The organism is Candidatus Phytoplasma asiaticum (genome assembly GCF_015100165.3).
Lineage (GTDB): Bacteria > Bacillota_I > Bacilli_A > Acholeplasmatales > Acholeplasmataceae > Phytoplasma > Phytoplasma citri.
Genome location: NZ_CP097206.1, coordinates 177,981 through 200,788 on the forward strand (window position 1 = coordinate 177,981; position 22,808 = coordinate 200,788).

Annotated in this window: 28 protein-coding genes and 1 pseudogene; 28 read left to right on the forward strand and 1 reads right to left on the reverse strand. The window is 25.3% G+C overall.

Annotated features, from left to right (window positions below; genetic code table 11):
* Positions 1-383 precede the first annotated feature (383 nt).
* From H7686_RS00745 to H7686_RS00765, 5 genes and pseudogenes are all read left to right on the forward strand, one after another.
* Positions 384-2,115 (forward strand): annotated as a pseudogene (locus tag H7686_RS00745) (reverse transcriptase domain-containing protein).
* Positions 2,116-2,268: 153 nt separating this feature from the next.
* On the forward strand, positions 2,269-2,439 hold the full coding sequence (locus H7686_RS00750; protein ID WP_212304293.1) for a hypothetical protein: 171 nt from the start codon (positions 2,269-2,271) through the stop codon (positions 2,437-2,439).
* An 80-nt stretch (positions 2,440-2,519) separates the two neighbouring features.
* Positions 2,520-2,822 (forward strand): 50S ribosomal protein L27, encoded by a 303-nt coding sequence (gene rpmA / locus H7686_RS00755; RefSeq protein ID WP_193621908.1) that lies wholly within the window; start codon positions 2,520-2,522, stop codon positions 2,820-2,822.
* A 297-nt stretch (positions 2,823-3,119) separates the two neighbouring features.
* The gene (gene obgE / locus H7686_RS00760) at positions 3,120-4,403 is read left to right on the forward strand and encodes a GTPase ObgE (RefSeq protein ID WP_193621870.1); all 1,284 of its coding nucleotides are present in this window, start codon (positions 3,120-3,122) and stop codon (positions 4,401-4,403) included.
* A 40-nt stretch (positions 4,404-4,443) separates the two neighbouring features.
* Positions 4,444-5,073, forward strand: coding sequence for a hypothetical protein (locus H7686_RS00765; protein WP_193621871.1), 630 nt, complete (start codon positions 4,444-4,446; stop codon positions 5,071-5,073).
* Positions 5,074-5,136: 63 nt separating this feature from the next.
* Here H7686_RS00765 and H7686_RS00770 read toward each other — a convergent pair whose 3' ends face one another.
* On the reverse strand, positions 5,137-5,808 hold the full coding sequence (locus tag H7686_RS00770; protein WP_193621872.1) for an adenylate kinase family protein: 672 nt from the start codon (positions 5,806-5,808) through the stop codon (positions 5,137-5,139).
* A 512-nt stretch (positions 5,809-6,320) separates the two neighbouring features.
* Here H7686_RS00770 and rpsD point away from each other — a divergent pair.
* From rpsD to rplE, 23 genes are all read left to right on the forward strand, one after another.
* On the forward strand, positions 6,321-6,926 hold the full coding sequence (rpsD, locus tag H7686_RS00775; protein ID WP_193621873.1) for a 30S ribosomal protein S4: 606 nt from the start codon (positions 6,321-6,323) through the stop codon (positions 6,924-6,926).
* A 90-nt stretch (positions 6,927-7,016) separates the two neighbouring features.
* Complete coding sequence (locus H7686_RS00780; protein WP_249175852.1) at positions 7,017-7,217, forward strand: hypothetical protein; 201 nt, start codon at positions 7,017-7,019, stop codon at positions 7,215-7,217.
* 26 nt (positions 7,218-7,243) lie between these two features.
* Positions 7,244-9,691 (forward strand): magnesium-translocating P-type ATPase, encoded by a 2,448-nt coding sequence (gene mgtA, locus H7686_RS00785; protein WP_304513245.1) that lies wholly within the window; start codon positions 7,244-7,246, stop codon positions 9,689-9,691.
* Positions 9,692-9,729: 38 nt separating this feature from the next.
* Entirely contained in the window at positions 9,730-10,509 is a 780-nt protein-coding gene (locus H7686_RS00790; protein ID WP_193621874.1) for a diadenylate cyclase, read from the forward strand.
* 299 nt (positions 10,510-10,808) lie between these two features.
* Entirely contained in the window at positions 10,809-11,048 is a 240-nt protein-coding gene (gene acpP, locus H7686_RS00795; RefSeq protein WP_439099937.1) for an acyl carrier protein, read from the forward strand.
* Between the two features lie 46 nt (positions 11,049-11,094).
* Positions 11,095-13,548, forward strand: coding sequence for a leucine--tRNA ligase (gene leuS, locus H7686_RS00800; protein WP_193621875.1), 2,454 nt, complete (start codon positions 11,095-11,097; stop codon positions 13,546-13,548).
* A gap of 105 nt (positions 13,549-13,653) precedes the next feature.
* On the forward strand, positions 13,654-14,265 hold the full coding sequence (gene gmk / locus H7686_RS00805) for a guanylate kinase (RefSeq protein WP_444517550.1): 612 nt from the start codon (positions 13,654-13,656) through the stop codon (positions 14,263-14,265).
* Positions 14,266-14,302: 37 nt separating this feature from the next.
* Positions 14,303-14,527 (forward strand): DNA-directed RNA polymerase subunit omega, encoded by a 225-nt coding sequence (gene rpoZ, locus H7686_RS00810; RefSeq protein WP_193621877.1) that lies wholly within the window; start codon positions 14,303-14,305, stop codon positions 14,525-14,527.
* Positions 14,528-14,551: 24 nt separating this feature from the next.
* Positions 14,552-15,490 (forward strand): 16S rRNA (cytosine(1402)-N(4))-methyltransferase RsmH, encoded by a 939-nt coding sequence (gene rsmH / locus H7686_RS00815; RefSeq protein WP_193621878.1) that lies wholly within the window; start codon positions 14,552-14,554, stop codon positions 15,488-15,490.
* 323 nt (positions 15,491-15,813) lie between these two features.
* Complete coding sequence (gene rpsJ / locus H7686_RS00820; protein WP_078122893.1) at positions 15,814-16,128, forward strand: 30S ribosomal protein S10; 315 nt, start codon at positions 15,814-15,816, stop codon at positions 16,126-16,128.
* An 89-nt stretch (positions 16,129-16,217) separates the two neighbouring features.
* The gene (gene rplC / locus H7686_RS00825) at positions 16,218-16,883 is read left to right on the forward strand and encodes a 50S ribosomal protein L3 (RefSeq protein WP_193621879.1); all 666 of its coding nucleotides are present in this window, start codon (positions 16,218-16,220) and stop codon (positions 16,881-16,883) included.
* Positions 16,876-17,511, forward strand: a complete 636-nt coding sequence (rplD, locus tag H7686_RS00830) for a 50S ribosomal protein L4 (RefSeq protein ID WP_193621880.1) — start codon at positions 16,876-16,878, stop codon at positions 17,509-17,511. Before rplC ends, rplD begins: the two co-directional genes overlap by 8 nt.
* A complete protein-coding gene (rplW, locus tag H7686_RS00835) occupies positions 17,504-17,797 on the forward strand; it encodes a 50S ribosomal protein L23 (protein ID WP_078122896.1) in 294 nt (97 codons plus the stop codon). The genes rplD and rplW overlap by 8 nt, the downstream gene beginning before the upstream one ends.
* Before the next feature lie 69 nt (positions 17,798-17,866).
* On the forward strand, positions 17,867-18,697 hold the full coding sequence (gene rplB / locus H7686_RS00840) for a 50S ribosomal protein L2 (protein WP_193621881.1): 831 nt from the start codon (positions 17,867-17,869) through the stop codon (positions 18,695-18,697).
* Between the two features lie 18 nt (positions 18,698-18,715).
* Positions 18,716-18,997 (forward strand): 30S ribosomal protein S19, encoded by a 282-nt coding sequence (gene rpsS / locus H7686_RS00845; RefSeq protein ID WP_193621882.1) that lies wholly within the window; start codon positions 18,716-18,718, stop codon positions 18,995-18,997.
* 29 nt (positions 18,998-19,026) lie between these two features.
* Positions 19,027-19,371, forward strand: a complete 345-nt coding sequence (gene rplV / locus H7686_RS00850) for a 50S ribosomal protein L22 (RefSeq protein ID WP_078122899.1) — start codon at positions 19,027-19,029, stop codon at positions 19,369-19,371.
* Positions 19,372-19,395: 24 nt separating this feature from the next.
* Positions 19,396-20,112 carry a 30S ribosomal protein S3 gene (rpsC, locus tag H7686_RS00855; RefSeq protein WP_193621883.1) on the forward strand — a complete coding sequence of 239 codons (717 nt, stop codon included), beginning with the start codon at positions 19,396-19,398 and terminating at the stop codon, positions 20,110-20,112.
* Positions 20,113-20,197: 85 nt separating this feature from the next.
* On the forward strand, positions 20,198-20,617 hold the full coding sequence (gene rplP, locus H7686_RS00860) for a 50S ribosomal protein L16 (RefSeq protein WP_078122901.1): 420 nt from the start codon (positions 20,198-20,200) through the stop codon (positions 20,615-20,617).
* The gene (gene rpmC, locus H7686_RS00865) at positions 20,614-20,805 is read left to right on the forward strand and encodes a 50S ribosomal protein L29 (protein WP_193621884.1); all 192 of its coding nucleotides are present in this window, start codon (positions 20,614-20,616) and stop codon (positions 20,803-20,805) included. Before rplP ends, rpmC begins: the two co-directional genes overlap by 4 nt.
* Before the next feature lie 422 nt (positions 20,806-21,227).
* Positions 21,228-21,494 carry a 30S ribosomal protein S17 gene (gene rpsQ, locus H7686_RS00870; protein ID WP_193621885.1) on the forward strand — a complete coding sequence of 89 codons (267 nt, stop codon included), beginning with the start codon at positions 21,228-21,230 and terminating at the stop codon, positions 21,492-21,494.
* Entirely contained in the window at positions 21,491-21,871 is a 381-nt protein-coding gene (rplN, locus tag H7686_RS00875; protein WP_078122904.1) for a 50S ribosomal protein L14, read from the forward strand. The genes rpsQ and rplN overlap by 4 nt, the downstream gene beginning before the upstream one ends.
* 11 nt (positions 21,872-21,882) lie before the next feature.
* Positions 21,883-22,230: a 50S ribosomal protein L24 gene (rplX, locus tag H7686_RS00880; RefSeq protein WP_193621886.1), complete on the forward strand. Its 348-nt coding sequence runs from the start codon at positions 21,883-21,885 to the stop codon at positions 22,228-22,230.
* A gap of 19 nt (positions 22,231-22,249) precedes the next feature.
* Positions 22,250-22,801 (forward strand): 50S ribosomal protein L5, encoded by a 552-nt coding sequence (gene rplE, locus H7686_RS00885; protein ID WP_193621887.1) that lies wholly within the window; start codon positions 22,250-22,252, stop codon positions 22,799-22,801.
* Positions 22,802-22,808: the final 7 nt, after the last annotated feature.

A 22,808-nucleotide genomic window follows, 5' to 3' on the forward strand; every position in this document is an offset into this window, starting at 1 on the left:
TGTAATAAAAGAACCTATCCCGGAAGTTGCTTAAACGGATAGTCCAGAGTCTACTAGTATAAACATTAAGTACTGAGTAGTTTATCAGATAAAGGAAACCTGGAATCAGCCTCCTAAAAGAGGGTACTTCACCTAAGGAATTAAGGTAGAAATTTAGAGTAACTTGGAGAATCCTAAAACTAAGTAATTAAGTTTACTAATCCGGAAATAAAGCCCGGACGGTCAAGGATAAAGAATCTTCTTAGTAGTCGTAAGAGTAAACCTAAATTTGATATAATTTAGTTAATCGCCTTACCAAGAAGAGAGTTAATCACTCTTATAGGGCGAAAGAAGAAAGTAATTTACTATTTATTCAATGGTATCAAGGAAGGGGTTGATACATTATGTCAACAACTGTTTCACTCGAAACTAAACTTTCGCGAACATTGAATAGAATTCAACATCGTTCATCAAACGGTTACTCTCTAAAAAAAGAGCTGCAACAAGGAATGAATAATTTCTATAACACGTTAACAGCATTCAACAGAATCGCTGCCAATAAAGGAGCGGGTACGCCAGGTGTTGACAATGAAACCGTTGATGGGATTAATCTAGAAAGACTAGAAAGATACCATCAGGAATACGTCAATAATGGTTATAACCCCAAACCAGTTAAAAGAATTCTCATTCCTAGTGATAATAAAAGAACTAGACCCTTGGGGCTACCTACCATTAAAGATCGGTTGATCCAAAAATGCCTGGAAAAAACTCTTAACTCCCTATTTTGAAAATATCTTTTCAGAATGGAACTTTGGATTTAGAACCAAAAAATCTTGTCATGACGCTGTAAAACGCGTTAAACAAAGATTTAAAGGAATTGACTACATCGTCAAAATCGACTTAAAAGGCTACTTTGATACCATCAATCATGAGATTCTCATAAGAACCTTAAATCGGTTCATCAGAAAGAATAAAGTCCTCTCAACCATTAACAAATGGTTGAAAGCCGGATTCATGAAAGACGGTATCAAACACGAATCTTTGTCAGGCTCTCCTCAAGGAGGAATTATTTCCCCCTTGCTGGCGAATGTATATTTACATTACATCGACCTAAAAATGGGAGAACTAATTAAAGAAGGGAAACCGATTTGGAAGGATAATCCGGAATATAAGAAAGCATGGTTTAAAAACCAACATCATAATCTGGGAGTTGATAGACATATCAATCTAAATCCAAAAATAAGGGTTGAATATATCCGTTATGCTGATGACTTTATCATTGGCGTTAAGGGGGATTATAGTAAGGCATGCAGTATTAAAAACCAAGTTACACAATGGCTAGAACAAGATTTAAAACTTACTATCAGTAAGAACAAGTCGAAGATTGTTAAAGCCAGCAAAGGAACTAGGTTTCTATCCTACATGGTAAAGGTAAATCCCACCAATAAAACTCGTACAAGGAAATCCGCAAAGAATTCTTTCAACGGTAAAGTTCAAATCCAAATTCCCCAAGCGAAAGCCAAAGAATACGGATACGAATATAATTGGTTAAACAAGGGAAAGGCGAAACACGACGAAACATTAGCGGGTAGAGACGAATTAGAGATAATCCGAACCTACAAAACAATCGTTAGAGGAATTATCCAATACTTTTGTTTGGCTAACAATCTCAGTGTTTTAACCCATCTAAATTATCTAGCTGAATATAGCTGTTTGAAGACACTGGCAAGAAAATGGAAAACATCGATTGCCAGAGTTCGAAAGAAACTTAATAGAGGTTCAACTTGGGGCATTCCTTATCTTAATAGAGGGAAAACCCAACACGAACCCTGGGTTGTCTACTCTTGGGATAAAATCAAAAAAATGCGTAAATACAAGGGAAACCCTGATATTACCATCAATAGATTTTTATTCCAGAGTCGTACACATCTAACTGACCGTCTAAAAGCGGAACGTTGTGAGAACTGCGAAAAAACAACCCAACTTCAAATTCATCACATTGGCACGGTCCGCAACGCGAACCGCCAGAGTATTATGAATAAAAGTACCAAGGTATTGTGTAAAGATTGTCATCGTAAGGTAACCAATCAACAGATACATGATATCAGAAAGAATAAGAACGATAAGAATAAATAACTAATTAACCGTGAGGAAAATTAGTTCTCGAGAGAGAGTAAATTAGGGAAAGCCGGATGCTTGGAAACTTGCTTGTCCGGTTTGGACGGGGGCTGATTGTAAATAAAACAGCAAAGATAAATCGCTGCATAAAACGCAATTAATCTATCCGTATTGTTAGAATTAAGTAATAAAATTAATTTTAAATTAAAAAAAGGTTATTTTAAATTAATTTTATTAGAATCTAATTTAATAGTGAATAAATTATTAAAAAATTTTAAATATACTTTCGAAGATTTAAGTCGGCAATATCCAAATTGTTTAAAAATTAAATTAATTAAATAAAAGATTTAAGTCTATAATATCCAAATTGTTTAAAAATGAAATTAGTTGAAAATATAAATAATTAAAAGAGGTTAAGGTTAATTATGTTTAAGTTAAATATTCAATTATTTGCGACTAAAAAAGGAGTTAGTTCTACACGCAATGGGCGCGATTCCCATTCTAAATCTTTAGGCGCCAAATTATCAGATGGTCAATATACAAATGCCGGATCTATTATTTATCGCCAAAGAGGAACTAAAGTTATGCCGGGCAAAAACGTTGGCATTGGTAAAGATGATACTTTATTTGCTCTTATTAATGGTTTTGTTAAATTTGAAAAAATTCGTATTAATAAAAAACAAAAAACTTGTGCTTCGGTTTATAACAGTATTTTGCAAAAATAATTATTATAATTTTTTTTAAACAAGTATTTTACATAAAAGAATTTAAATAATATTTAAAGTAGTTTTATATTTAATATTTAATGTTTTAATTAGAAGTTATTTGGTTTAGAAACAATTTTTAATTAAATTAAAAAAAGTTAATTTTTCAAAAATAAAAATATTGGAACGTCAGTGAATGTTTTTGTTAATTATAATTTAGTAATTTAGAGAATATTATTCGTTATATGCTGTAAAAAATAAAATTTATTGCCGAATTGAACGGATAATTTATCTAAATAAATTAATTTAGGGAATTATATGAATTTTATTGATGAAGTGATAAATTACGTTAAAGCTGGTGACGGAGGATGTGGCAAGGTAGCCTTTAGAAGAGAAAAATATGTTCCTTACGGAGGACCTTCAGGGGGAAATGGAGGTAACGGAGGATCTATAATTTTTGTAGGTGTTTCGGGTGAAAATAATTTATTTAAACTTAAGTATCGTAAAAAAATTAAAGCTTTAAATGGTTATAATGGTGAAAATAAAAATAAAAACGGAGCTAATGCTCCTGATTTGTTTATAGAAGTTCCTTTAGGTGTTTCAATTTATAATCATACAAATAATCAATTAATTGGAGAAATTTTGGAAGCCGGAGAACGTTTAATAATTGCTCGAGGTGGTAAAGGCGGTAAGGGCAATTTTTCTTTGGCTAATCATTTGAATTCAGCTCCGTCTTATGCCGAAAAAGGCGATTTAGGAGAAAGTTTAATTATTAGAACAGAATTAAAAATGTTAGCAGATGTCGGTTTATTAGGTTTTCCTAATGTAGGTAAATCATCTTTGTTAGCTGCTTTATCTAATGCTAAGCCCAAAATTTCTTCTTATCCTTTTACTACTTTAACTCCTTGTTTAGGAATGGTTTTTGATAAAAAATTAAATTTTGTGATTGCTGATATTCCTGGTTTAATTGAAAATGCTTCTTTAGGACGTGGCCAGGGTATTAATTTTTTAAAACATATCGAAAGATGTAAATTGTTATTACATATATGTGATGCTTCAAATGATGATATTTATTCAAATTATTTATTATTAAATGAAGAATTAAAAAAATATCATATTAATATGTTAAAAAAACCTCAAATAATAGTTGTTAATAAAAAAGATTTATCTTGTTTTCAAAAAAATTTTCTTATTTTAACCCAACAAATAAAAGATAAGATTATTATGCCTATTTCTGTTATTAATTATTTAGGTTTAACAGAGTTAAAAAATATTATTATAGAACATTTACAAAGAATTGATTTGTGTAATATAAATACAACCGCGAATAATATTCAAGATAAAAAGATTTTTACTTTGAATGAATCTGTTAAATTTATTATTTCTAAAGAAAGTAATGGTTGTTATGTAGTTGCCGGTGATTATATTGAAAAATTATTTCATAGAACAGATTTTAATAATCATGAATCAATTAGTCATTTTTCTTATATTTTGAAAAAAATAGGAGTTGAAGAAGAATTAAAAAAAAGAGGAATGAGATCCTCTGATCAAGTAAAAATTTGTAATTGTATTTTTGAATTTGTAAATGAGACAAATTTTTAAATAATGCATTTATAAAAACAAAAAGGAAAATTATACACATATGAAAAAACTAAAATTATCATCTTTAGAGAGAATAGTTTTTTTATCTTGTTTATCTTCTTTGTCTCTTGTTTTAGATTTAATTTTTAAAAAGTTATTTACTTCTTATTATATATTACGTTTTTTTAATTCTATTATTTGGTTAGATGGTTTCAAATTAATACCTTTATTTTTTATTCCTTTATTCAATCGTCATTATTTTTGGTCTTTTATTTCTGTTTCTTTTGTAGAAATTATTGCTTTTTGTTTCAGAGGTACTATTTATCCATATAATCCATTATTAACTTTATTTTATGGTCTTTGTTTGGGTATTTTGCCTATTTTTTTATTCTCAAAATATTTTGATTCATTTTTATCTGTTTATTGGAGAATAACTTTAATTTGTTGTTTATATTTTATAACATACATTTTATTAAATCTTTTTTGTTTAGATTATATTTTTTATAATAAAAATTATGATTACTTAAGTAATTTTTCTGTTTATAATAAATTTTTAAAAAGATTTGTATCTCCTTGGATTTATATTCGTTTTTTATCAGTTTTTTTCTTTTCCGGATTTTTAACTTATATTTATTTAACGATATATCGACAATTTTTATCTTTTTATTTCATGAATCATACTAAAATATAATTAATTTTAGTTTTAAATTATAAAATAAAGTTATGTTTTTATTAATGTAAATATTGATTAGTTTTAGGTTTGTGTTTTTGAATATTTTGAAATTTTTTTTAATAAAATTTTTGTTACATCATTGATAGACATATTGTCATCGTCAATACGAATTTCTAAAAGTTTATTTTTATTACGATATTGTTCTATTAAAGGATATGTTTCTTTTTGATAAATTGCTAAACGTTCATTAAAAGTTATTAAATTATCATCTTTTCTTTGGATTAAGACATTGTTGTCCTTATCACATATTCCGTTTTTGTTAGGTTTTTTAGTTTCTAAATGATAAATTTCTCTACATTTTGGGCATATTCGTCTACCTAAAATTCTTTTTTGTAAAATTTTGATATCAGAATTGAAATAAATTACTTTTGTCAAAATAATATTTTTTTGTTGAAATAATTTATCCAAAAACATAGCTTGTATTGAATTTCTAGGAAATCCATCCAAAATAAAACCTTTTTTATTTTGTTCTTTTAATAATTGTTCTTCAATCATAGCATTTGTGATATGATTAGGAACTAAAAAACCTTTTTCTATATAAGAATTGGCTAATTTTCCTAAATTAGTATTTAATTGTAAATTTTTTCTGAAAATATCTCCTGTTGAAATATGTGGAATATTAAAATATTTAGATAAAATTATCGCTTGTGTTCCTTTGCCAGTAGCAGGCGGTCCTATTAATATTATATTCATTCTATAACCTTTCTTATTTGGATAGAATTTAATTAGGGAATTATCTCTTAAATTCAGTTTTAATATTTAACATAATATAAAGTTTGCAGTTCTATTTATTTTAAAAAAAACGCTAATGTGAAGGTCAATTAATTTTAAATTAAATTATTTCATTATCAAATAATGTGCTTATTGAGGTTTTAAATATGTTATTTTAAATTTTATAAAATTTATAATTAAAAATTGAAAATGATAAACACTAAGTATTTATATCACATAAATTTACTAATTTCAATAACATTGGTATTTTATATTCGATAGATTTTTTAAATTTTTATATTTATTAATTTAATTAAAAATTTTTTAATTAAATTTAATTTAAATTTAACTATTTACTTGACTATCTTTTGGTTTTATCATAAAATATATGATATATAGTGTTGTATTGATTAATCTATATGTACTTTAGCGTTTTCAAAATTAAATAAAAAATAAAATTTCACTTATAAGTGAATTAAAAAGGAGCATTGTGGATGTCTACCGCGAAACCGATTTGGAAAAAGTCACGTTTTTTGAATTTTTCTTTAACCGGAACAGGAAAAGAATTATTAAATAAAAAAGATCATTTTAATTTAAGTAAAAATAAAAAACGAAAAAATAAATTAAGTGATTATGGACTTCAGTTACAAGAAAAACAAAAAGTTCGTTTTACTTATTGTATGTCTGAAAAACAATTTAAGCGTTTTTTTGTTAATGCGGCCAAATTTAAAGGTTCTCATGGGGAAAACTTTTTAATATCCTTAGAATCTCGTTTAGATAGAATTGTTAATTTATTAGGTTTTTCTAAAACTATTTTACAAGCAAGACAATTAATTTCACATGGTCATGTTTTAGTAGATGGTAAAAAAGTTGATATTAGTTCTTATGTTGTTAAACCCGGACAAAAAATAACTTTAAAAGAAAAAGCGAAACAAATGAAAATAGTTTCTTATTGTTTGGAGACATCCAAAAATAATAAAGTAGATTACGTTGTTTTAGATAAAAATTCTTTAATAGGTAGTTATATCCGATATCCTTATAGAAATGAGTTTTTAACAGATATTAACGAACAATTAATTGTGGAATATTATAATAGATAAAATTTCTTTTTATTAAGAAATTAATAATAAAGAAATTTTTGGGTATTCATATTAAACAAATTACTTTATTTAGGGAGTTGTATAATCAAAATGAAGTTGCCTTTTAGGAAAAGTTTTTTTTCTAACATTAATTTTCTTAAGAATGTTAGTCGCCAAAATATTAATGAACTTTTAGCCTATTTATCTTCTAGTCTTAATGGTTTATCTTTGGATGAAATTGATGAAAGAAAGAAAAATTCTAATGTTAATGTTTTAAATAAAAAAAAAATTTTTATTTTATCAAAATTATAAGAGTTTTATTAAATCCTTTTAATTTTATATTATTATTTTTATTAATTTTTTATTTTTTTAAAGATATTTATTTAGCAGATCCCAAAGTTAGGGATTATGCTACTTGTTTTATTGTATCTTTTATTTTAGTGGTTTCCAATTTTATGCATTGGTTACAAGAAGCTAGATTTTCTAGTGTAATAGATAAACTTAAAAAAATTGTTTCTTTAACGGCATCTGTAAAAAGATCTGACCAAATTTTTAAAATACCTTTAAACGAATTATTAGTTGGGGATATAGTTTTATTATCAGCAGGAGATATCATTCCTGCAGATATTAGATTATTAGAGACTAAAGATTTTTTTGTTAAAGAAACAACTTTTACAGGGGAATCGGATGCGGTAGAAAAAAATGCTTTTTCTCAAGCAGAATCAAATGATCTTTTGAAAGATCCTAGATTAGTTTTTATGGGTACTAATGTTGTTTCGGGTTATGCTGTTGGCATTGTAGTTTTGACAGGATTAAATACTTATTTAGGTCATATTCATCAATCTTTAGATAAAGATAAAACTTATTCTTCTTTAAAGCAAGGTATAAATTCTATTGTTAAAATATTAATCAGTTGTATTTTGATTTTATTTCCTTTAATTTTTGTTTTAAATTGGTATAAGTGTACAGAAAAATTTACTTTTTGGAATGTTTTTGCTTTCGCTTTGAGTATAATTTTAGGAATTACTCCTGAAATGTTACCTTTGATTGTAACAACTTCTTTTATGAGAGGGGTCGCTGTTCTTTCTAAATATAACGTTATTGTAAAAAATTTATATTCTATGCAAGATTTTGGTGCTATAGATATTTTATTCACTGACAAAACAGGAACTTTAACGGAAGATAGTGTTGCTATTGACAATTTTTTAGATATTTATAATAAAAGTAATTTTAAAATTTTACAATATGCTTATTTAAATAGTTATTTTCAAACGGGTTTAAAAAATGTTATAGATAAAGCAATTATTGATAAAATGCATAATAATTGTCATTTTGATTCTATGTTAACGAAAAATTTTATTAAAATTGATGAAATCCCTTTTGATTTTAAACGTCGAATTATGACTATTTCGCTTCATAATATTCATGAGGATTATGATTTAATCATTACTAAAGGAGCGATTGAAGAAATATTAAATATTTGTAATTATGCCGAATATATTGATCCGAAAACAAATCAAGCTCAAATATTAAATATTGATAAATCTCAGATTTTAAATCATGTTATTAATTATAATCAGTTAGGATTTCGCGTAATTGGGGTCGCTTATAAACTAATTCAAAAAAATCAAAATTTGATATTTAATAATGATAAAAAAATAGAAAATAACATGATTATATTAGGTTTTTTAATTTTATTAGATCCTCCTAAAATTAGTTCTGCAGATGCTGTTTTAGCTTTAAAAAGTTGCGGCGTAGATGTGAAAATTTTAACTGGTGATAACGAGATTTTATCAAAAATTATTGCTAGTAAAGTTAATATTGATTCTACAAAATGTTTATTAGGTTCTAATTTGATTGAAATGAGCGATGAAGAAATTTATAAACAAGCTCATTATACTAGTATTTTTGCTAAATTATATCCAGAACAAAAAGCTAGAATTATTAATATTTTTCGTCAAAAAGGACATATTGTAGGTTTCATAGGTGACGGTATTAATGATGCTGTTGCTATGAAAAACGCAGATTTATCTATTACTGTTGATTCGGGAGCTGAAGTTGCTAAAGAATCGGCAGATGTCATTTTATTGAATAAAAATTTAACTGTACTAAAAGATGCTATTTTAGAGGGTCGAAAAAATTATATTAATATGTTGAAATATATTAAATTCACTTTAGCCTCTAATTTTGGTAATATTTTAAGTATTTTATTAGCTTCTTATTATTTACCTTTTATTCCTTTTATGCCTATTCAGATTTTATGTTTAAATTTAATTTATGATTTATCTTGTTTAGTTTTACCTTTTGATGATGTAGAATCTATTTATTTGAAAAAAAAATCTTGTTGGAATAGTCGTAATATTTGTTTTTTTATGATTTCATTCGGGATATTAACTTTTATTTTTGATATTTTGTTTTGTTCTAGTTTATTATGGAATTATGGTATTTTTTCCTTTCATGATTGGACTTGTGATAAAATTAATTTATTTAGATCAGGATGGTTTATTTTTTCAATTTGGACTCAATTTTTAACTATTTTTTATCTTAGAACTCCTAATTGTTTGAGAAATTTGAAAAAAACTATTTATATATTTATATTACCTTTTATAGCTGGAATTTTAGCTTCTTATTTACCTTGTATAAGTTTTTTTTCAAAAAGATTATATTTTGATAATCCTTTTGATAAAAATTATGTTTTTATTTTGTTAAGCTTTTTATGTTTGTATTGTTTATGTTTATTTTTGGTTAAAAAATTATTTATTATAAATAAACGTGATCTTTTGTGAGATTATAATATTGTTGATCGAATGGATAGGTGCGTTTAATGATTTATTGGCAAGATATTTTAAATATATTATCGTTTTTTACGATTATTTTAATATTATTTTATATTTCTTTAAATATTTTTTTTAGTAAATACGAAGTTATTAAAGTAGTTTATTGTTTTTTTTTAGGAATTTTATTTGTTTATTGTTTGAAATTTTTTTTGGAAAAATATAATTATTTCGAACCAATTAGAAATTTTTTAGAAAAAATTAATATTTATAATGTAATATTAAATTTTGTTATGATAGCACCTATAATTATTAAAGCTCCTTATTTACGTTTTTATTTGCAAAATTGGTCTGGTTTTTGGAATCGAAAAAAAATGATAGTTATGGGTAATAAAAATACACAAAATCAAATTTTAAAAGCTGTTTGGTTTATGTCAGAAAAAAAAATAGGTTCTTTAATTACTATTGAAAAATATAATACCTTAGAACAATTTGCGCAAAAATCTATTTTTATTGATGCTAATGTTTCTTACGAATTGTTAATTAATATTTTTATGCCTAATACCCCTTTACATGATGGTGCTGTTATTATTCGTGGTAATAAAATTTTATCTGCTGGAGCTTATTTTATGTTATCTGATAATCAACATTTTGAAAAAATTACAGGTTCTCGACATCGAGCTGCTTTAGGTATTAGCGAACATACTGATAGTATGACTATTATAGTTTCTGAAGAGACAGGCGATATTTCTATTGCTGTAGATGGTATTATGTTGTTAATGAATGAACGTACTAAATTTGAAGAATATTTAACTATGTTTATGGGTTAATTATGGATAAATTTGTTTATGAATCATAAATTTATTAAATTATATAATAGAAAATTTTGATTATTTTATAAATTATAAATAGTTTTTTATTAAATTAAATTTTTGAGTATAATTAATTTTAATTTAATTAAATTTTTTATTTTTAGGTATGAATTGATTAAATATTTTAAAAGCATAAATTATTTTATTTATTTCTTAAGATAATTATTTTTAATATAATTTTTAAAATAATAAATTAATAATAATTATTTTATTTTTTATTTTTTTTAAAACATAAATTTAGATATATGGAGTTAATAGTGTTCAATAAAATTCAAAAAATAATTTCGGAACAATTATCATTGTCTGAAGATCTAATTCAATTAGATACAAAATTAAAGGAAGATTTAGGGATGGATTCTATTGATGCTGTTAATTTGGCTATTCAATTAGAAAAAATTTTTAATATTAAAATTAGTGATGAACAATTGCAACAATTTAAATCAGTAAAAGATATTGTGGTTTATATTGAATCTCATGATTCTGGAAACACAGAATAAAATTAAACTGTTTAATCGAACAAAATTGGAGTTAAAAAAGTTTTTTATGTTAATTTATGATTTTCGTAGTATAGAAGCTAAATGGCAATTACATTGGGAACAACAACAAACATTTAAAACCGAACTTGATTATAATAAAAAAAAATTTTATTGTTTAGATATGTTTCCGTATCCTTCTGCTCAAGGATTGCATGTTGGACATTTAGAAGGTTATTCTGCTAGTGATATTATTAATAGATTTTTTCGAATGCAAGGGTTTAATGTGTTACATCCTTTTGGATGGGATTCTTTTGGTTTGCCTACAGAACGTTATGCCTCGCAAACAGGTCAACATCCTTCTTATGTAACTTATCAGAATATTGAAAACTTTAAAAAACAAATAAAATTGCTTGGAAAAGGTATTGATTGGAGTAGAGAATTAGCGACTTCGGATTCTTATTATTATAAATGGACTCAATGGATTTTTAAAAAACTTTATCAAGAAGGATTAGCTGTTTTGCAAGATGTTGAGGTAAATTTTTGTCCTCAATTAGGTACAGTATTAGCGAATGAAGAGGTTATTTCTACTTCTGAAGGTATTATATCAGAACGTGGTGGTCATCCTGTTTTTAAACGTAAAATGAAACAATGGATTTTAAAAATTACTAAATATGCGGATAGACTTTTGAATGATTTGTCATTATTAGATTGGCCAGAGTCTATTAAGGAAATGCAAATTAAATGGATTGGCAAAACACCGGGTTTTATTTTTTATTTTATTTTATCAGTCGATAACAAACAAATTTTGTCTGTTTTCACTACTATGCCTCAAACAATTTTTGGAGTTAGTGCTTTAATTTTGGCTCCTGAACATCCTTTGATATCGATTTTAACTACTTCTGAAAATAAACAATTAGTTGATAATTATTTACAAAAAACTAAACGCAAGAGCAATTTAGAAAGAGATATTAATAGAGAAATTACAGGAGTTTTTACGGGTAGTTACGCTATTAACCCTTGTAATAATCAAAAAATTCCTATTTGGATTTCAGATTATGTTTTTATGCATTATGGTACAGGAGCATTAATGTCAGTTCCTTTGTATAATCAAAAAGATTTTATTTTTGCTCAAAAATATAATTTGAACAAATATATTATTAAATATTGTAGTCCTTGTTGCCATTTGTATTCGAGAAAAGAAAAAATCAAAAAACCATGTTTACAAAAAAGTGGTAATTTTATTAATAGTGATTTTTTAAATGGTTTAGATGAATTATCTGCTAAAGAAAAAATTATAAATTTATCTATTAAAAATAAATGGGGTGAATTATTTAATACTTATAAAATTCATGATTGGTTATATTCTCGTCAAATTTATTGGGGAGAACCTTTTCCTGTTTATTATGATGAAAATAATAAAATTTATTTAATGTCTGATGATGAATTGCCTTTAGAATTGCCTGAAACTGATAATCTAGAACAGTTATACCAAGGTGGTTCGCCTTTAGCTCAAATTCATTCTTGGTTATATTTTCGTAAAGATGATAAAATTTATAAACGCGATTCTAATACTATGCCTCAATTTGCGGGTAGTTCTTGGTATTATATAGGTTATATTTTGAAAAATTATCTAAGTATGATACCTTTAAATACTACGGAAGCTAAAGAATTATTAGATTATTTTTTACCTGTAGATGTTTATATTGGCGGCGCCGAACATGTTCATGGTCATTTAATTTATGCTCGATTTTGGTGTAAATGTTTATATGATTGGGGCTTAATATCAACTCCTGAGCCTTTTTATAAATTAATAAATCAAGGTATGATTTTAGGAAACGATAATTTAAAGATGAGTAAATCTAGGGGTAATATTGTTAATGCTTCGGAAGTTTTAAATACTTATGGAGCTGATGTAATAAGACTTTATATTATGTTTTTAGGACCTTTGGAAGATAATAAATCTTGGTCATATCAAGGTTTAAAAGGTATTCAACGTTTTTTAAATCGTATTTATAATATTTTTGATAATTTTATTATTTATGAATCAAATTTTGCAATTTTAAATAAAATTACACACCAAACTATTCAAAAAGTCACTGATTATTATCAAAAATGTCAATTTAATAAAGTTATTAGTCAATTGATGATTTTTACTAATTCTATTTATCAACATGAAAAGGTAGATCGTTCTCAAATTAGAATTTTATTACAATTATTAAATCCTATAGCTCCGCATATTACAGAAGAATTAAATCAAGTGAAATTAAAATCTAATCAAGAATTAGTGTATTCTCCTTGGCCAAAATATGATATTTCCTTTTTAGAAGAAAAAGAGGTTGTTGTTGTTGTTCAAATTAATGGTAAAATTAAATCTAAATTATTAATTCCTTTAGATACAGAGAAATCTGAAATTTTAAAAATTATTCAAAAAGATGAAAAAATTTTAAGTTTTATTAAAAATAAAGAAATTATTAATACTATTTATATCAAAAATAAATTGTTAAATATAGTTATTATATAGATTTATTTTTATTTAATTTTAATTATTTAATAATTAAATACTTTACTTATAATGTTTTAGAAAGAATGGTTTTTTAATTAATTTATGCGATTAAATAAGGAAGGGATGTTGATAATTATTTCAGGACCATCAGGAGTTGGTAAAGGAACAGTTAAGAAATTATTATTAGAGAGAATTGAAAATAATTTAGTTTATTCAGTTTCTATGACTACTAGGTCTCCAAGAATAAATGAAAAAAATGGCAAAGATTATTTTTTTGTTAGTAACCAATATTTTAAAGATAAAATTAAAGAAAATTATTTTTTAGAGTATAATGAATTTATTGGTAATTATTATGGTACTCCTAAAATTAAAGTAATGGAAGAATTAAAACAAAATAAAGATGTTTTGTTAGAGATAGATGTTCAAGGAGCTTTACAAATTAGCAATAATTTTATTAAAAGTAAAAGTGTTTTTATTTTTTTAGCTCCTCCTTCTATTGCAATTTTAAAACAACGTATTCAATACCGAAATACAGAGTCTTCGCAAATTATTAATGAACGAATTGTTAAAGCTCGTCAAGAATTATTATTGATTCAAAAAATAAAAAAATATGATTACATGATTATCAATGATAAATTAGACGAAACAGTTAATATTATTAAATCTGTTTTAATTGCAGAACGTGTAAAATTTAAAAGAATGATTAAGTTTTATTCGTCTCAAATTTTAATTTGACATTATATTAAAGAAAGAAAGGAAATTATTTGTACAAATGATTTTTAATCAAAAAAAAGGTTTTTCAACTGATTCTATCGATGATTTATTAAAATGTATTGATTCTAAATATAAATTAGCTTATGTTGCTGGAAAAATTGCTCATGTTATAGAAACTAAAGATGAATCTTATAAATCTAAAATTAAAGGTAAAAAAATTGTTAGTAAAGCTTTATCCGAAATTATTAATAAAAATTTTAGAATTATTTTTAAAGAAAATTAAAAAAATTTTCTTTTTTTATAATCGATGAGGTTTAGGGAATTGTTAATTAAAAATCATATACCCGTTATGCTTCGGGAAGTTGTGGAATATTTAAATATTAATTCTTCTGGTGTTTATGTTGATGCTACGTTAGGTGCAGGTGGTCATAGCCATGCTATTTTGAATAAATTAACTAGTGGCACTTTATACTCATTTGATCAGGATATTAAAGCTATTAAACAATGTCAACAAAGGTTTATTAATTATCAAAATATTTTTTTAATAAATAAAAATTTTTCCTGTTTATATGATGAATTATTAGCACGTAAAGTGAATACGATTAATGGTATTGTTTTTGATTTAGGATTATCATCATTACAAATTAATGATAATACGAGAGGTTTTAGTTATTTACGTAATAATTTTTTAGATATGAGAATGAATTGTAGTAATCCTATTACTGCCCAATATATTTTAAATAATTATTCTTTAGAAGAATTGCAAAAGATTTTTCAAATTTATGGCGAAGAACCAAAAGCTCGTATGATTGCTAAAGAAATTATTAAGAATAGACCATTATATATGACTTTTGATTTAGTTAAAATTACTGATAAATTTAAAAATTTTCGTAATAATCGCGGACATAGTGCTAAAAGAGTTTTTCAAGCTTTGCGCATAGAAGTTAATCAAGAATTAAAATGTCTACAATTAGCTTTAGAACAAAGTTTAAAATTATTAAAAAAAGATGGAATTATATTAGTAATTAGTTTTAATTCTTTGGAAGATCGTGTAGTAAAACAGTTTTTTAAAAAAAATAGTTCTCATGATTTGGTGTGGTCTCGTTTACCTGTTCAAAATAAAGATTTACCGACTCCCGCTTTAAGAATTATAAATAAAAAGGTTATGCGCCCTTCTTATGAGGAACAAGAGTTTAATTCTTGTAGTCATTCGGCTAAACTCAGAATAGCTATCAAAAATATATGAAAATAATATTTTTTATATTTTTGTCGAAAATTATATTTTTATTAGAAAATTTTTTTGTTGATATAAATAGATATATTTTTTTATGATATAATGATAAATGTGTATATTCTGTGAATATTTTATATTATTTGAGGTAATTTCGGAATAATATAAAATATTTTATTTTTTAATTTAAGGATTTTTACAATAAATTAAATTATTATTTTATGTTAATAAAATTTTTTTTATATACGCTATTGTGTTTAACAAAAATTAAAAATTTATATATGTAAATATCAAATAAATATTTTATTTATCCTAAAATAGGAAAGGTAATCTAAGGGATGAAAAAAAAGTCAGAAATTTTTCAAATTTGTTTAAAAACTTATGATTTTAAAATGTTAGAATCAACTGTTAAAAAGATTATTGATAGTATTGTTGCTACTGGAGCCGAAATTAAAGGACCTATACCATTACCTACTCGTAAAGAAATATTTACCGTTTTGCGTTCTACTTTTGTTCATAAAGATAGTCGAGAACAATTTGGCCGTTTTACACATAAACGTTTAATTCAAATTATTAATCCTAATGCCAAAACTATTGATGCATTAACACGTATTAATGTCCCTAAATCAGTTGATATTAGTATTAAACAATAATATAATAATTTAAATTAATTTTAATTTTTTATATTTCTATTTAATATTTTTATATTTTATTATTATTTTAAAAGGAGATATTGTTTAACATGTCTAAAGGAATTTTAGGACGAAAAATAGGTATGACTCAGTTCTTTGATCATGATCAAGGTTTAGTAATTCCTGTTACTATTGTTCATGTCGCTAATAATGTTGTTTTGCAACAAAAAAAAATAGAAAAAGATGGTTATCAAGCGACACAATTAGCTTTTGCAACTAAAAAAGAAAAAAATACGACAAAACCACTTAAAGGTCATTTTAATAAATATAATTCTTCCCCTAAATTTTTTGTACGCGAGATTTCTTTTAATCATAACAACCCAAATAAATTATCAGAATTAAAACCAGGACAAATTTTAGATATTAATATTTTTAATTCTGGAGATTTTATAGATGTAACGGGAGTTAGCAAAGGTAAAGGTTTTGCGGGAGTTATTAAAAAATATAATCAAACTATTGGTCCGAAAAGTCACGGTTCGCGATTTCATCGTAGACCAGGTTCTAATGGCCCTATTAAAGGCAATCAAAAAGGAAAACATTTACCTAGTCAAATGGGTTTTCAAAAAGTGACTATTCAGAATTTGAAAATTATATCGGTAATATCAGATAAAGATGTTATTTTAATTAAAGGCAGCATCCCCGGACCTAACAAAGGTTTTGTGATGATTAAAACAGCCGTTAAAAAAATTAATAAAGAGGCTATATCTCATGCTTAAGTGTAACGTGATTAATATACATGGTCAACCATGTGATGAAATAATTTTATCCAATAAAATTTTTGGAGTTAAATTGCATCAACAAGCAATTTATGATGTAATTAATCAACAAAGAGCTGCTAAAAGGCTGGGCAATCATAAAACTAAAAATCGTGCTGAAGTTTCAGGAGGAGGTCGTAAACCTTGGGCTCAAAAAGGAACGGGTAGATCGCGTCAAGGAACTATTCGTTCTCCTATTTGGCGAGGTGGAGGCCATGCTTTCGCTTTGCAAAAAAGAGATTATCATTTTAAAATTAATGCTAAAGTTAGAAAACTAGCTTTTTATTCGGCTTTATCTTGGCATTTGAAAAATAATACTTTAATAATTTTAGATTCTTTAGATTTAAAAAATTCTAAAACTAAAGAATTTACTAAATTATTAAATGAATTAAAAATCGATTTGAAACATAAAATTTTAATTGTAGTTCCCGAATTAACTGATTATTTAATTAAATCTACTAATAACTTATCTCAAGTAATGTTAGAAAGTGTGACTCATTTTAGTGTTTATCAAATTTTTCAAGCAAAATACTTAATGATTACTCGTCAAGCAATTAATTATTTGGAAGGAAAAGTTGTTAATGAATAAATATTATAAATATATTAAAGATCCTATAATCACTGAAGCAACTAATAAACAGATGGAATTGCATAATAAATATTTTTTTAAAGTTGAAAAAAATATTAATAAAATAGAAATCCGAAAAGCTATAGAATATATTTTTAAAGTAAATGTTATGTCTGTTAATATTATTAATGTTTTACCAAAATTTAAAAGAAAAGGTAAATATTCAGGTTACACTTCTGCTTATAAAAAGGCTATTGTAAAGGTTGTTCCGGGACAAAGGATTAGTGATTTTAGCGAAATTAAATGATTTTAAATTTTATCAATTACAAAATTTTTTTAAAGTATATGAAATAAATTAAAGGAAAATAGGTTAATTATGTCTATCAAAAAATACAAACCTACCTCTAATGGCCATAGAAATATGCAATTGCAAAGTTTTTCCGAACTTACTACTTCCAAACCAGAAAAAAAGTTATTATTTTTTAAAAATAATACAGGAGGGCGCAATAATCGAGGTGTTATTACCGTTAGAGGTCATGGGGGCGGAGCAAAACAAAAAATTCGTCTTATAGATTTTAAAAGAGATAAAGATGGAATTTTAGGTAAAGTTTCTACTATTGAATACGATCCTAAAAGAAATGCTTATATTTCTTTGATTCATTATCGAGATGGCGAAAAAAGATATATTTTATCTTTAAAAGGATTAAATGTTGGTAGTTATGTTTCATCCGGTTTAGGTTCGGAGATTAAGGTAGGAAATGTTTTACCTCTCAAAAATCTTCCTATTGGTTCAGTTGTAAGCAATGTAGAATTAAAACCTGGTAAAGGCGGACAATTAGCTCGTGGAGCTGGTTCTTATGCTACTATTGTATCGCGTGAAGATAAATATGTTGTTTTAACTTTACCTTCAGGAGAAATTCGTAAAGTTTTAGCTACTTGTAGAGCTACTATAGGTGCTATAGGGAATGATACTTATAAATTAATTAGAAATGGCAAAGCAGGAAGATCTCGTTATTTAAATAAAAGACCTAAAGTTAGAGGTACTGCTATGAATCCTAATGATCATGCTCATGGTGGCGGAGAAGGTCGTAGCCCTATTGGATATGTTTCTTCTAGAAGTTATACTGGTAAACCTGATCGTGGTATCAAAACACGTAAAAAAAATAAAAAATCTACAAGTTTAATTTTAAAACGTCGTAAAAAATAAGGAGCAGAATAGTAAATCATGAGCCGTTCTATTAAAAAAGGTTTTTTCGCTGATCATAATTTATTATCTAAAGTGATGCGACAAGAAAAACAGAAAATTAAAAAAACTATAAAAACTTATTCTCGTGATACTAGTATAATACCTGAATTTGTTGGTCATAAGATTTCTGTACATAATGGAAAAGATTTTACAGATTTATTTATTACTGAAGATATGGTAGGCTATAAATTAGGTTCTTTTGCTTTTACTCGTAAATATGTAGTACATGTTAAAAAAGATAAAAGTTCGCAAAAAAAATAAAATTCTAGGAAAGCGAGAAAATTTATAAAATGTTGAACAATGATGTAAAAGCTATCGCTAAGCGAGTGCCGATAGCTCCTAGAAAAGTACGTTTGGTTATTGACTTAATTCGTTATAAAAATATTGAAGAAGCTCAAGCTATTTTGGAATTTACTCGCAAAGCTGCTTCTATAGTAGTTTCAAAATTATTAAAAAGTGCCGTTTCTAATGCTGTTAATAATTTTAATTTTAATATTAATAATTTATATGTTAAGAAAATTTTTGTAAATCAAGGTGTTAGAATGAAACGCTTATTACCTAGAGCTAAAGGTAGAAGTAATCAAATTCAAAAAAATACTAGTCATATTACTATTTTTTTAGCTCAACAAAAATAGAATCAGAAAGAAAGGTAGCATTTAATGGGTCAAAAGAGTAGTCCTATTGTTTTAAGATTATCATTGCTTCGTAATTGGGCATCTAATTGGTATTCAGAAGATAAAAAAGTTCCTTTGTTAATTCATGAAGATTATAATCTTAGAAAATTTATTAATAATTATTATCCTTTGGGAACTATTGCTCGTGTGGAAATTCAACGTTTTAAAAAAGATAATGAAGAAAATATTGAAATTTTTTTGCATACTCCAAAAATAGGAGTTGTTATAGGTGCTGATAATAAAGAAAAAAATAAATTAGTTCAAGAAATATATAAATTAATTAAAAAGAATATTAATATTAATGTGATCGAAGTTAAAAATCCTGATAAAGTAGCTTCTTTAATAGCTCAAAATATAGCTTCACAATTACAACAAAGAGCTTTTTTTAGAGCTGTTAAAAAGATGTATATTCAAAAAGCTTTAAAAGCAGGAGTGAAGGGGATTAAAATTAGCCTCAAAGGTCGTTTAAGTGGGGCTGAAATCGCTAGAACAGAAACTACTATTAAAGGTATTTTACCCTTAGGAACTTTTCGTTCTAAAATTGATTATGCATATGTTGCTGCTAAAACTATTCATGGAGTTTTAGGTGTTAAGGTTTGGGTTTGTGATGGTAATTATTCTACTCAAGATCATCAAGAAAGTTCTAAAAAAATATCTCACGAAAATATATCTAATGCAAAATCAGAAAATTCAGCAAAATAAATAATTTTTTAAATTATTTTTAAATACAACTGAGAATAAGTTATTTATAATCAATAATCATCTTAAATAAAAGAGGTAATTTTTTATGTTAATGCCGAAAAAAACTAAATATCGTCGTTTACATCGTTTAAGTTACGAAGGAAAAGCCAAAGGTCAAACTAGAATTTTGAATGGTAACTATGGTTTAGTAGCTCAACAAGGGCATTGGATTAGTAATCGACAAATTGAAGCTGCTCGTATAGCTATGACTCGTCATTTAAAAAGAGAAGGCAAAGTATTTATTAATATTTTTCCTAATTTGCCAATTACTGAAAAAAAATTAGTTCGAATGGGTTCTGGTAAAGGTAACGTAGTTAATTGGGTAGCTGTTGTTAAACGTGGTACTGTTATGTTTGAAGTTCGCGATTTAAATAATATAGAAAAATTCGAAAAAGAAGCTTTAAGATTAGCTTCACATAAACTTCCTATTAAAACTAAAATTGTTGCAAAAGGGGAACTAATATGAAAATTAATGAAATTCGTAAAATGGGAATGGATGAAATTTTTAAAAAGTTGGAATCTTTTCAAAAAGAATATTTTGAAAAACATTTTCAATCAGGATTATCAAAATTAAAAGATACTTCTGTAATACGTAAAATTCGTAAAAATATTGCCCGTTTCAAAACTGTTATTCGGGAACAAAAAAATAAATAAATTTTATTCTAATAGTTATTATTTAAAATTTTATAAGTTTAAATATACAAGCTTAAAAAAATTAATAATAAAATAATAAATATTAATTAAATATTATTAGGAATATCTTAAATTAAAAGATAAAAAAGACATAATAACGTGATAAAATAAATCAGCACTGTTTATTGAAAATTAAAAAATATTTAAAAAATTAGATATGGTTCAAAACATTAGAAATTTTAGTTCTTTATAAGTTTTAAAATTGAAGAAAAATTCTTTTTTCATTAATTATCTATAAATTTATTTTCGATATAATATTGATTATTTCTAAATTTATATTATATTATTAATTTTACATTTTTTGATATAAATTTTACTAAACAATTTATTTTTAATATATTATTAAATGATATTTAATGTTAACAAGGAGGATTAAAATATAAATGCGTAATGTGAGAAAAAAACTTTCAGGCATGGTTGTGTCTGATAAAATGTCTAAAACTATAACTGTAGCTGTTAAATATGACAAACAGGATTCATTATACGGCAAAAGTGTTAAAAAAATTAGTAAATTTTATGCTCATGATCCTAATGAAGATGCTAAAATAGGTGATATGGTTTCCATCGAAGAAACTCGTCCTTTATCAAAATTAAAAAGATTTCGTTTAGTAAAAATTTTACGTTCTGTTGCAAAGGTGTCTGATTTATGATTCAAGTTAACACACGTTTAAAAGTTTCAGATAATAGTGGAGCTAAAGAAGTTTTAGTGATTGGTATTCCAGGGGATACTGGTAAACGTTATGCTTACATTGGTGATTTAGTTACAGTTTCTGTTAAAAAAACTACTACTACTAGTTTAATTAAAAAAGGTAGTATTTCTAAAGCTCTTATTTTGAGAACTAAATATGGTTTTAAAAGCAAAAATGGTAGTTATATTAAATTTGATGATAATGCAGTTGTTATGGTTAAAGATGATATGACTCCGAGAGGTACTAGAATTTTTGGACCTGCTATTAGAAATCAAAATTTTCAAAAAAATAATTTTTCTAAATTTATATCTTTAGCAGAAGAAGTTTTAGTGATATGAGGTTGTTATAAATGCGTATAAAAAAAGGTGATACAGTAGCTATTATTTCTGGCAAAGATCGTTATGTTATAGATCCTAATAGTCAAAAAAAAGTATTTCGTACAGGAAAAGTTATAAAAGTTTTTTTTAAAGAGCAAAGGGTTTTAGTGGAAGGCGTCAATATTGCTATTAAACATAAAACTTCTGCCAATGATAATGACCAAAAAGGTCAAATTATTAAAGAAGAAATGCCTATTCATGTTTCAAATGTGGCTCTAATTGATCCGGATTTAAAAATTCCCACTCGTGTAGGATTTCGTTTTGATTCAGATAAAAAAATTCGTTATTCTAAAAAAACAGGTTTAGCAATTATTACTTGAATAAAAAAGGTTAAATAATATGGAAATTAATAAAAATAATAATTATACAAAAAATAATACTTTTTTAGCTTTAAAAGAAATTTTTAATGTTCATTCTATTATGCAAGTCCCTAAGATAGAAAAAATTGTGATTAATGTAGGTCTTGGAAAAGCTGCTTCAGATGCTAAATTTTTAGCTGATTGTCGCCAACAATTAGCTTTAATTAGTGGTCAAATTCCTATTAATACTGAAGCCAAAAAATCTATTTCTAATTTTAAATTACGAACTAAAGAAATAATTGGTTTAAAAGTAACTTTACGAAGTTATAGAAAAGAGTTTTTTTTAAATAAATTGATTCATATTGTTTTGGCGAGAATTAAAGATTTTTCAGGACTGTCCTTAAAATCTTTCGATGGTAAAGGTAATTATAATTTAGGAATCAAAGAACAAATTATTTTTCCGGAAATTAGTTTGGATCAAGTAAAAAGAAATTTTGGTATGGATATTTGTATAGTTACTACAGCTTCTAACGATAAACAAGCTAAAAAATTATTAGATTTTTATGGAATGCCTTTTAAAAGGATAAAATAAAAATAGG